This window comes from Mangrovimonas yunxiaonensis, assembly GCF_000733475.1.
GTDB classification, from domain to species: domain Bacteria; phylum Bacteroidota; class Bacteroidia; order Flavobacteriales; family Flavobacteriaceae; genus Mangrovimonas; species Mangrovimonas yunxiaonensis.
In genome coordinates, this window is the sequence record NZ_JPFK01000007.1 from 619,450 (window position 1) to 631,288 (window position 11,839).

General features: G+C 40.7%; 9 protein-coding genes. 5 read left to right on the plus strand and 4 right to left on the minus strand.

The genetic code is table 11. The features are described 5' to 3' along the window. The first annotated feature begins 86 nt into the window (after positions 1-86). The 3 genes from IA57_RS12730 to IA57_RS10260 all read left to right on the plus strand — a co-directional run bounded on the left by IA57_RS12730 (position 87) and on the right by IA57_RS10260 (position 4,726). Positions 87-1,778 carry a peptide-N-glycosidase F-related protein gene (locus tag IA57_RS12730; RefSeq protein WP_229730291.1) on the plus strand — a complete coding sequence of 564 codons (1,692 nt, stop codon included), beginning with the start codon at positions 87-89 and terminating at the stop codon, positions 1,776-1,778. Positions 1,779-1,867: 89 nt separating this feature from the next. After that, a complete protein-coding gene (locus IA57_RS10255) occupies positions 1,868-3,826 on the plus strand; it encodes a M1 family metallopeptidase (protein ID WP_036122872.1) in 1,959 nt (652 codons plus the stop codon). A gap of 9 nt (positions 3,827-3,835) precedes the next feature. Next, entirely contained in the window at positions 3,836-4,726 is an 891-nt protein-coding gene (locus IA57_RS10260; protein WP_036122874.1) for a patatin-like phospholipase family protein, read from the plus strand. 3 nt (positions 4,727-4,729) lie between these two features. On the opposite strand, the gene IA57_RS10265 is transcribed toward IA57_RS10260, so the two are convergent. Continuing rightward, on the minus strand, positions 4,730-5,248 hold the full coding sequence (locus tag IA57_RS10265) for a DUF7935 family protein (RefSeq protein ID WP_036122877.1): 519 nt from the start codon (positions 5,246-5,248) through the stop codon (positions 4,730-4,732). A gap of 62 nt (positions 5,249-5,310) precedes the next feature. Next, positions 5,311-6,873, minus strand: coding sequence for an FMN-binding glutamate synthase family protein (locus IA57_RS10270; protein WP_036122880.1), 1,563 nt, complete (start codon positions 6,871-6,873; stop codon positions 5,311-5,313). A gap of 138 nt (positions 6,874-7,011) precedes the next feature. On the opposite strand from IA57_RS10270, the gene IA57_RS10275 reads away from it, so the two are divergent. Continuing rightward, on the plus strand, positions 7,012-9,333 hold the full coding sequence (locus IA57_RS10275; RefSeq protein ID WP_036122883.1) for an ATP-dependent helicase: 2,322 nt from the start codon (positions 7,012-7,014) through the stop codon (positions 9,331-9,333). Between the two features lie 3 nt (positions 9,334-9,336). Here the strand turns inward: IA57_RS10275 and IA57_RS10280 are convergent, their stop codons facing one another. After that, the gene (locus IA57_RS10280) at positions 9,337-10,200 is read right to left on the minus strand and encodes an alpha/beta hydrolase (protein WP_036122885.1); all 864 of its coding nucleotides are present in this window, start codon (positions 10,198-10,200) and stop codon (positions 9,337-9,339) included. A 54-nt stretch (positions 10,201-10,254) separates the two neighbouring features. Here IA57_RS10280 and IA57_RS10285 point away from each other — a divergent pair, with 54 nt between their 5' ends. Then, entirely contained in the window at positions 10,255-10,875 is a 621-nt protein-coding gene (locus tag IA57_RS10285) for an L-threonylcarbamoyladenylate synthase (RefSeq protein ID WP_036122886.1), read from the plus strand. A gap of 58 nt (positions 10,876-10,933) precedes the next feature. Here the strand turns inward: IA57_RS10285 and IA57_RS10290 are convergent, their stop codons facing one another. Beyond that, a complete protein-coding gene (locus IA57_RS10290) occupies positions 10,934-11,791 on the minus strand; it encodes an OmpA/MotB family protein (RefSeq protein WP_036122888.1) in 858 nt (285 codons plus the stop codon). Positions 11,792-11,839: the final 48 nt, after the last annotated feature.

Sequence of the window (11,839 nt, forward strand, 5' to 3'; positions counted from 1 at the left end):
TTTTATTGGCACTAAAATAAAGTTTTATTAATGTTTTTTTTAATTTGTACGCATTAATAATTTAATAGCACAACAAAATTAAACGTATGAAAAAAATTAAAACAGGTTTAGGCGTAGTTATTATGTTGCTTGTGGCCTTAAATATTGGCTGTAGCAAAGATGATTCTTCGGGTAATACAGCTACGGAAAAACCAGTGATTACCTTAGCAGGACAGTTTACCAACTTTGGCGAGGTAGATGTGTTAAGCGTTTCGGCTTCCCAGTCGGTAGACGTTTCGGCTCAGCATTTAACAGAAGCATTAACAGTTACGGCTTCGAGTAACTTTCAAGTGTCCTTAGACGATGTAGATTTTAGCAATACTGTGTCGTTAAGCCCAAGCGAAGTAAATACTGAAACAATAACCCTTTACGCGAGGTTTTCACCTCAGGAAACAGCTATAGGTCCTGTATCTGGAACGCTTACGTTTCAAAGTTCAGGAGCAGATCAAAAAACGCTTAACATGCAGGGCGCTGGGGCGAGCATCGCACCAATTATTGTAACCGACCAAGCCAGTTTAAACTTTGGAGATGTGCAAATGAACCAGATCTCAGAGGCCGCTATGTTGACTATTACCGGCGACCACCTAGAAGATGATATCACGCTTACGGTAACAGGAAATTTTGAAGTTTCTGGCGACAATGTAACCTACGATAGCTCGTTGACCATACCAGCAGTTAATGCCAATGGCGCTAATACCGTTTATGTTAGGTTTTTACCAACGGAAATAGGGAGCGCTATGGGTGCTATAGCCATTCAAAACGCTTTAACAACTAATGTTGATGTGACTTTGATTGGAAATGGCTTGCCTGTAACGCATAATTATGTAACGTTTAACCAACAGCCTTTAGCTTTTGGTAGCGGTTACAGCCAGTCTGCCGTTCAAACGTTTAACTTGCCATCAGACCTGAGTAACATTGCGCAAATTAAAATGTTTTTGCAAATCGATTGCCCGTCTTCAGGATGTGACGATTGGGATAGGTTCGCGAATGTAAAAGTTAAGGACGTAGAGAGTGGTAATTGGTACGAAATAGGCCGATACATCACGCCTTATTGGACCGGAACGCAACAATTGGATAGAGGGTTGGAGTTTGACGTTACCGATTTTAAATCGCTTTTAACAGGTGCTGTAGAATTAAGAATTTATATCGAAAATTGGACCGATAAAGCAGATTTAATCACTGTAGATTTCGATTATATTGAAGGCACGCCAGACTACCCTTATTACGCCGTATCGGAGGTGTTGGGTTATCATATAAACTCTATTGATGGCGTGCCTTACGGCGTGCCTCATAGTTTTGATTTAGATAAATCGGTAAGCATTCCTGCCAATGCCGAAAGCACACATTTAAGAACCGTTATTTCTGGTTGGGGGCACGCAACACCAGCAGATGGAAGTAGACCTTGCGCCGAATGGTGCTACCGTACCCATAATGTTTTAATAAACGGGTCTGGCATGTTTAGCCACTATATGGGGCCATTGGGATGTGCCGCTAACCCTGTAAGCAACCAAAACCCAGGAAACTGGCAGCCTGATAGAGCGGGGTGGTGCCCAGGTATGGCTGTACCTGCCCGTATTGATGCGTTTGGGTCGTCTATGGCTGGAAGCGCCTTTACGTTTGCGTACGATTTTGAAGATTGGACTAATGACGGTAATAATGGTGGAGCCTTTTATGCAACATCAACTTACGTTGTTGTAAAAAGTACCACGCCAATAACCAAGCCTACAGTAGCCGATTAAACCCATATTGCGATAAGATTTTAAAAAGCACGTTAAATTTTTTTAACGTGCTTTTCTGTTTTGGACAGGAATTTGTTACTTTTCAAAATATGAAACACCTTACATTACTCGTTGCTTTTGTGGTAAGTGCTTTTGCTACTGCCCAGCAAACAGAATATGTCGATTTTAAGCGTTTAACAGCAGATTTAAGGTTTAATGCGGAAACGTCATCTGTTTACGGAAACTTGGCCTATGAATTTAAAATACAAAAGCCTGTAGACGCTATTTATATCGATGCTATTAACATGCGTTTTGAAGAAGTGCTACTTAACAATACCGCTGTAGAATGGCGCAACGACGGTGAAAAACTTTGGCTGCTAAAAGCATTTAAACCACAACAAACATATCGGTTAACGTTTACTTACCAGGCAACGCCCAAAAAAGCCATGTATTTTGTAGGGTGGCAAGACGAGGCTCCTAATCAAATTTGGACTCAGGGACAAGGGAAATATACCAGCAATTGGCTGCCTAGTATCGATGATGTTAACGATAAAATAGAGTTCGATTTAACGGTTTTATCTCATAAAGAGAATCAGGCTATTGCTAATGGTAAATTGTTGCAGAAAACAACGGTAAACGATTCGATGGCCAAATGGCATTACGACATGAAACAACCCATGTCCAGTTATTTGGTAGCGTTAGTAATTGGTAAGTATCAAAAGAAAACAGAATTCTCAAAATCGGGCATTCCTCTAGAGATGTATTACTACCCAAAAGATTCCAACAACGTAGAACCCACATACCGGTATACGAAACAGATGTTCGATTTTATGGAGGAAGACATAGGGGTGGCGTATCCTTGGCAAAATTATAAGCAAATTCCGGTGCACGATTTTTTATATGCGGGCATGGAAAACACCAGTGCCACCATTTTTTCCGATGCTTTTGTTGTTGATTCTACAGCCTTTAACGATAGGAATTATGTAAATGTAAATGCGCACGAGCTAGCCCACCAATGGTTTGGTGATTTAGTAACCGCAAAAAGTGGTGAGCACCATTGGCTGCAAGAAGGATTTGCAACCTATTACGCCCTGTTAGCCGAAAAAGCCGTGTTTGGAAAACAGCATTATTATTGGCAATTATACCAATACTACCACGAATTGGTAGCACAGGACAGAGATGGTTTGGCAACGTCCTTGTTAAACCCAAAGTCCAGTAGTTTAACATTTTATAAACGCGGTTGTTGGGTGTTGCACGCTCTAAGAGAAAAAATAGGCGATAAGGCGTTTAGAACTGCTGTTACGCAATACCTACAAAAACATAAGTTTAAAAATGTAGAGACGCAGGATTTTATTTCTGAAGCTGAAAATGTAAGCGGTCAGAATTTGTCCGATTTTGTAGCACTCTGGATCGAAGGTGAACGTTTTCCCGAAGCAGAAGCCAAAACCTTACTCATGCAGTCTGCATTTATACAAGAATACGAAATGGTCGATTGCGAAGCTGTTACTTCTAAATGTGAGTATTATTTAAACTCGGGTGTTTCCGACCAGGCTAAAGCAAAAATTGTAAGGCAGCAGCCACATTTGGTAACTTCAGAAACGTTTAAAAATGGGTTAAAGGTAAGGCAGGCCATAGCCGAAAGTCTGTCTAAAATTCCGCAAGCTTTAAAGCAGGATTACCAAAGCTTGCTCGACGATATGTCGTATAAAACTAAAGAGGCAGCCTTATATCATCTGTGGGTTAATTTTCCCGAAGACCGAGCCACTTTTTTTAACAAAACCAGAACAGCGTTTGGCGATGCCACAAAAAATGTACGGCTGTTGTGGTTGGTGCTGGCCTTATCAACCCCAGATTTTGAGCCGGATAACGATGTAATGTATTACAATGAATTGGTAAATTATACCGCCCCAGTTTATAATTATGAGCTGCGCATAAGTGCATTTCAGTATTTAGAGGCTTTAAATGCATGCCACAGTACATGCAAGGCCAATTTAACTCAAGCGATGACGCACCACAACTGGAGGATGGTAAAATTTGCTAAAGCCCTAAACGAACGATTAAATAAATAACCTACTATTATGAGAGCATTAGTAATTTCGGGAGGTGGCAGTAAAGGCGCGTTTGCTGGCGGTGTGGCCCAATACCTTATGGAAGAAAAAAAGAAGACCTACGACATATTTTTGGGTACATCAACCGGAAGTTTGTTGGTGCCTCATCTAGCAACAAACGACATTGGCAAGCTCTACGACATTTATACCAATGTACAACAGCACGATATTTTTAGTGTGAGTCCCTTTGTGCAGCGCAAAAAAGGGGATAGGGAATACGTGTCTATCGATTTTGTAAATTCCCTTTGGCAGTTTATTCGAATGAAACGCACGTTTGGAGAAAGTAAGAGCCTAAAACGAAACATTAAACGCAATTTTACTAAGGCAGAATACGACCAGATAAAAGCAACCAAACAGGACTTGGTGGTAACGGTATCAAACCTATCGAAAAATAAGGTTGAATATAAGTCCATTAACGACTATAGTTACGAAGCATTTTGCAATTGGATTTGGATTTCCTGTAATTACATTCCGTTTATGTCGCTGGCCAAAGTAGATGGTTATGAGTATGGTGATGGCGGCCTGGGTTGTGTAGTGCCCATTAGAGAGGCGATTCAACGTGGGGCAACCGAAGTCGATGCTATTGTTCTAGAGTCTGAAAATATGGAGCACAACAAGGTGTTGGGGAAAAACCCTTTCTCACTTATGATAAATTTATTCGACCATTTACTAAACCAGGTAGAACGTAACGATATTTTAATTGGAAAACTGGCAGCCAAAAACAACAACGTAAAGCTTAATCTGTATTATACACCCACACAATTAACCGAAAATGCATTAATATTCAGTAAGCGATTAATGACCAAATGGTGGGAACAAGGTTACGAATACGCCCAGCAGCGTTTCGAGAAAGTTAATTAGCTTTTACCACATGTCGCTAATCTCATTCTTTAAATAGGCCAAGGCCACATCGCTAGGAGCTTGTTGCTCCATAAGGTTGGTAAGGATAACTTCACGTAGGCTGTTGGCATCGGTAGCGCCATCTGTCTTATTGGCTTTTCTTATAGATTGAATGGTTGCATTTTTAGCAGTATTAATAATGCCCCAACATTCACTGCTCACATAAATTTGCTGTGTTAAATTATGCTCAAACTCTTGTTCGATGGTTGCTATAAGTAATGTTTCGTAATCGTGCTTATCATTAGAGGTAGGCTGTACTCTAACCAATAATCTGTTTGGAGAAATGCGCTCTAAAAATAGCGCCATGCGCTCGTAGGCTTGAAGGCGAAGCGGCAGGGCTTCTTTTTGCAGGTCCTTTTGGATTAAAAAATTCCTGCGGTTGGTTTCATTGTATAAATGCTCCCTAAAAAACATGTAAGCTATTGCACCGGTTACTAAAGTTGGGATGCAGTACATCAATAAATTGATAAGTTGGTTTTCCATTGAAAAATTGTTTGATACAAACTTAATCTAAATCACCTATTCTAAAAATGGTTTAACAAAAATTATGCGTTAGCACCTCCGCCAAGATATTTACAGTCTTTTAAATCTTGCATGCTGGTAAAGGGTACTTCAGTCTTGTTGTAGTAATATGTTTTGTCTAGCTCTTTGCTTAGGTTGTGGTCGTCTACGTTTACATCAATATCATGCATTTTAAATTGGCAAGGATGTTCGTAGCCTGCTGCATGAGTAATTTCAATAAATTCTTTCCTAAAAGTTTTAAAATACTGGGCCAAGCGTTCGGATTTTAAAGGGACGTTAATGCCATTTTGCAGCCATTTATTTTGTGTGGCAATACCACTAGGGCAGCGGTTGGTATGGCAAATTTGAGCTTGTATGCAGCCAATGCTCATCATGGCTTCGCGAGCCACGTTTATGCAGTCGGCACCCATAGCAAAGGCCATGGCTGCTTTGGCTGGAAACCCTAATTTTCCACTGCCAATAAATACAATGCGTTCTGTTAACTGATGTGTTTTAAACAGCTTGTACAGGTCGCTAAAGCCATATACCCAAGGTAGGGAAACGTGGTCTGCAAAACTTGGTGGGGCAGCGCCGGTACCGCCTTCGCCACCGTCTACGGTAATAAAGTCGGGGCCTTTGTTGGTGGCTTTCATAATTTGAGCCAGTTCTTCCCATTGGTCTAATTTTCCAATAGCAGCCTTAATGCCTACGGGCAACCCGGTTTTTTCGGCAATGGCTTCAATAAAATCGACCATTTCTGGAACGTTAGAGAATGCCGAATGGTTGGGTGGCGATAACACGTCCTTGCCAATTTCGACATGGCGAATGTTAGCAATCTCTTTGGTGATTTTATTTCCTGGTAATACGCCACCTTTACCTGGTTTGGCGCCTTGCGAGAGCTTAATCTCTATAGCGCGGACAAAAGGATTGTTATTAACAAGTGCAACCAATTTTTCCATAGAGAAGTTGCCGTCCTTGTCGCGTACACCAAAGTAACCCGTGCCAAAATGAAAAATAACATCGCCGCCATGAGAGTGGTAAGGCGATAGACCGCCTTCTCCAGTATTGTGGTAAGCCCCAGCAATCTTAACCCCTTTGTTAAGCGATTCGACAGCTTTGGCCGATAAAGACCCAAAACTCATAGCCGAAACATTAATAACCGATGCTGGCCTATAGGGGCGTTTACGGTTGTTATGTACACCCATAACCTTGGCACAAGGCAAAAAGGTTTTATCTGTAGCATTGGGATGGTTTTTATCAATTTTAAAGGGCATCATGGCATTGTTGATAAAAATATGCTGATGGGCGTAAATATCCCTATCAGTTCCAAAGCCTTCGTAGTTGTTCTCATGCTTGGCCGAGGCATAAATCCAACCGCGTTCTATACGGTTAAAAGGCAATTCCTCGCGGTTGTTGGCCACAAAATATTGGCGCATTTCTGGACCAATACTCTCTAGTATATAACGCAAATGGCCTACAATGGGAAAGTTATGGCTAATGGTGTGCGATTTTTGCACAAAAACATCACGTAGCGCAACCAAGAAGAGTACAATAATAACCCACATCCACCAACTAATGCTGCCTAAAAAACTTAAAAAAGAATCCATAAAACGTAACTTAATTTTTGTTAAAGATATTAAAATTGAAGTAACCCTGCCTTTAAAAGTTGTTTATAATTATTAGCAAAAACCTTTAATAAAAAGGGTTGTATTGGTTATTTTCACACTTTTAAATGAGATTGAAAATTGGAGAAGTATTTAAGTCAGTTGAATGATGCCCAGCTAGCACCAACGCTACAAAAAGATGGGCCAATGATCGTAATTGCCGGTGCGGGTTCTGGAAAAACCAGGGTGCTCACATACCGCATAGCATATTTAATGCACCAAGGGGTCGACCCGTTTAATATTTTGTCCTTGACCTTTACCAATAAAGCGGCACGCGAAATGAAATCGCGTATTGCCCAAATTGTAGGCGATAGTGAAGCTAAAAACCTTTGGATGGGGACCTTTCACTCGGTGTTTGCTAAAATTTTGCGCATAGAAGCCGATCGTTTGGGATACCCCAGCAACTTTACTATATACGACACCCAAGATTCCGATAGGTTGATTCGCGATATCATTAAGCAACTCAATTTAAATAAGGACATTTATAAATACAAACAGGTAAGATCCCGGATTTCTTCCTATAAAAATAGCCTTATTACCGTTAAGGCTTATTTTAATAATCCAGAGTTAATAGAGGCCGATACCGCGGCAAGACGCCCCAAAATGGGCGATATTTACAAAGAATATGTCGAGCGTTGCTTTAAAGCAGGTGCTATGGATTTTGATGACCTGTTGTTAAAAACCAACGAACTATTAACCCGTTTTCCAGATGTTTTGGCTAAATATCAAGACCGCTTTAGGTACATATTGGTTGATGAGTACCAAGATACCAACCACAGCCAGTACCTCATTGTAAGAGCCCTGTCGGACCGCTTTCAAAACATTTGCGTAGTGGGCGACGATGCGCAAAGTATTTATGCTTTTCGTGGTGCCAATATTAACAACATTCTAAATTTTCAGCGGGATTACGACGATGTGAAAATGTACCGTTTGGAACAGAATTATCGGTCTACCAAAAACATTGTCAATGCTGCAAACTCCATAATAGACAAAAACAAAACCAAGCTCGATAAGGTTGTGTGGACGGCCAATGATGAAGGGCAGAAAATAATCGTAAACCGCTTATTAAACGATGGTGATGAAGGGCGTTTTGTGGCAAGTTCTATTTTCGAGAACCAGATGCAGCACCAGCTTAAAGCACAGGATTTTGCGGTACTTTACCGTACCAATGCCCAATCTCGTGCCATTGAGGATGCATTGCGAAAACGAAACATTCCTTACCGCATTTACGGCGGGTTGTCGTTTTATCAGCGTAAGGAAATCAAGGATGTGCTTTCCTACTTACGCTTAATTATTAACCCAAAAGATGAAGAAGCCCTAAAGCGTGTCATCAATTTTCCCATGCGGGGCATAGGCCAAACAACCCTCGATAAGCTAATGGTCACGGCCAATCACTACAAGCGCTCTATTTTCGAGGTGATGAAAAATCTCGATAAAATCGATTTGAAGGTCAACTCTGGAACCCGACAAAAGCTTTCAGATTTTGTTACCATGATAGAAAGCTTTCAAATCATGAATCAAACGGCTAATGCGTTCGAGCTTGCAGAGCATGTTGTAAAGGCCTCTGGACTTATTAAAGAGTTCAACAAAGACCAAACCCCCGAGGGGATTGCCCGTATAGAGAATATAGAGGAAATGCTTAACGGGATGAAAGATTTTGTTGAAGAACAAAAGGAATTGGCAGATACAACAGGGTCTTTAACCGAATTTTTAGAAGATGTTGCCCTGGCTACCGATATGGACAACGATAAAGACGATGGTGAGAAAGTGGCGCTAATGACCATTCACTTGGCTAAAGGACTGGAATTTCCGTACGTGTATATTGTTGGTATGGAAGAGGACTTATTCCCAAGTGCCATGAGTATGAATACCCGTAGCGAATTGGAAGAGGAGCGCCGGTTGTTTTATGTGGCCTTAACCAGAGCCGAAAAGCAAGCCTATTTAACCTATACCTTATCGCGTTACCGCTGGGGAAAACTAATCGACGCTGAACCCAGCCGTTTTATTGAAGAAATAGACGCACAATATTTAGAATTCTTAAAGCCAAAAGAACATCAACAACGGGCTAACCCCATGTTAGACGCCGATATTTTTGGCGACATAGAACCCGATAAAATCCGGTTTAAAAAGCCTAAAAAACGAACGGCAGAAAAGACCCCACCAAAGTTTATTCCGCCTAAAAAACTAAAACCTGTTTCGAAGGCTAGTCATGGCGGTGAAGGAGCCAACTTGTTTGATGGTCAATTAAGCAAAGGCAATATTGTTGAACACATGCGCTTTGGTAAAGGAGAGGTTTTAAAAATTGAAGGAAAAGGCCCCGATACCAAGGCCGAGATTAATTTTGAAAATGGCGGGGTTAAAAAATTATTGCTTCGCTTTGCCAAGCTTGAAATCTTGGGGTAAAGCTTATAAGTGGGTATCTATAAAAACAGAGAGTTTATTCATGGTGTCCAGTAGGTTTTGACCGGTCCAACCATGACCTTCATTTTCGTACAATGTAAATTCGTGAACCACGTTAAGTGCGTTTAGTTTATCTCTCATGGCAGTCCCTTGAGAGGTTGGTACTAAAGGGTCTTGCCCACCATAAAACATTATGGTTGGTGGGGCTAAGGCGGTAACTTGATGGTACGGACTTACTTCTTGTAAATATGCTGTAGTGGCAGGTTCGCCATAAAGGGTTAACATTTTTTGTAGTTCGGGACTGGAGTTGTTTAGATAGGCATCGTCAGTAAAATTTGTAGGCCCAACAAGATTGGCAACCATAGTTATGTTGCTATTGGTGTTGTGGGCATAGCTCCATAACATGCTTAAATGCGCTCCAGCACTCGCACCTATAAAACCAAATTCATCACCAATAACATAGGTGCTTTGTTTGCTTGTTAAGTGATTGACAACTTTGGTTATATCGTGAATTTGCATGGGGTAGGGCGGTGTGTTTTCGTTGGCTAGCCGGTAATTCATGTTTGCAACGGCAAGGTCTGGAAACTGGCTTTTAAGGTAATCTTTAAAACCGTTCATGTCACTTTTATCTCCCGAAGTCCAACCGCCACCATGAACCAAAATAACAACTTTGGTGTTTAAGGTACGATGGGCGGGTAAATAGAGGTCGAAAGTTTGTTCAGGATTGTTTCCATAGGGAATGTTGAGGGTTTCGCGGTATTCTAAATCCTGTGGCACAGAATTGCCTTGAGGGGTGTTTTCATCTACGGAACACGACCATAAAATAAGCAGGAGACCGATTGTTAAAGCGATATTTTTTGTAAATTTCATCTTGGTTTAGAAATTTATACTAATAAACACAAACGCCTTTTTAAGAGAGATATTATGGCCGAATTAATAAAAATTTATGAAGAAAACCCCAATCCTAGGGAAATTAAGAAAGTGGTAGAGGTTTTAAAACGAGGCGGTTTAATTATTTATCCCACCGATACGGTTTATGGCTTAGGTTGTGATATTACCAATAAAGAAGCCTTAGAGCGCATCGCCAAGATTAAGGGCGTGAAGCTGGAAAAGGCCAATTTTTCTTTTATCTGTAAGGATTTAAGCAATTTAAGCGATTACGTTAAACAAATAGACACTTCGGTTTTTAAAATATTAAAGCGTGCACTCCCTGGGCCTTATACGTTTATTTTGCCTGGAGCAAAAACGTTGCCCAATGTATTTAAGAAGAAAAAAACAGTGGGTATACGTGTGCCCGATAACAAAATTGTTTTAGAGCTTGTCGATACATTGGGACACCCGATAATTTCGACATCCATTCATGATGAGGATGAGATTTTAGAATACACCACAGACCCCGAATTGATTTACGAAAAATGGGATAAGCTGGTCGATGTGGTTATTGATGGGGGGTATGGCGATAATGTGGCCTCTACAGTAATCGACCTTTCGGGAGATGAGCCTGTAGTTGTTAGGGAAGGCAAAGGCTCCTTAAATATTTTTTAAATAAAAAAAGCCCAACATCTGTTGGGCTTTTTGTTTATATGCTTTTTTTTGAAGCGGCTTAGTTACCGGCTTCAAGGTTTTTCATTTCCTGCTCGATCATTTCGTAAAACTCATCGATTTTAGGTAAAATAACAATTCTTGTGCGTCTGTTGGCAGCTTTTCCTTCGGCTGTATCGTTTGAGGCTACAGGAACGAAAGAGGCACGACCAGCAGCAATTAGCTTGGCCGAATCTACACCTAAGTCTTCAAGCACGCGAACAACAGAAGTGGCACGTTTTACACTTAAATCCCAGTTGTCGATTAATGGCGGTTTGTTGTAAGGTACAGGATCGGTATGGGCTTCTACCATACACTCGAAGTTAGGCTTGCTCTTTACAACCTTAGCCACTTTTCCTAATACTTCTTTTGCGCGATCGTTTACAATGTAGCTACCGCTTCTAAATAACAATTTATCGGCAATAGAAATAAACACAACGCCTTTTTCTACATTCACTTCAATATCTGGATCGTTAATGCCAACTTCTTTTTTCAGACTTGTTACAAGTGCTAGCATAACACTGTCTTTTTTGTTAACAGCATCTTGTAAACGGTTTATCTTAAGGTCTTTTTCCCTAAGGCTTTCTAAGGTTTTTTCAACATTAGAAGCCCCTTTGGTGGTTAGCATGGTAAGATCCTTATTGCTTTGAATTAAGTTGTCGTTAGATTTCTTAAGGTCAGAAATGCGCTCTTCTAAAGAGGTTACGCGAGATTCGGCAGAAGCTTTATCGGCTAAGCAGGAGTTAAGCTTAACAGTGGCCGAATTCAGTAAATCTTGAGTTTCTTTTTGTTTTGCTTCAAGTGCGGCATATTCTTTTTTAGAAACACAAGATCCTAAAAGTAACATGGCAAAAACACCCAATAACATTGTTTTTCTCATAGTTGTTATTAATTAAAGTGGTTATTAATTTAACATATCAAAATTATG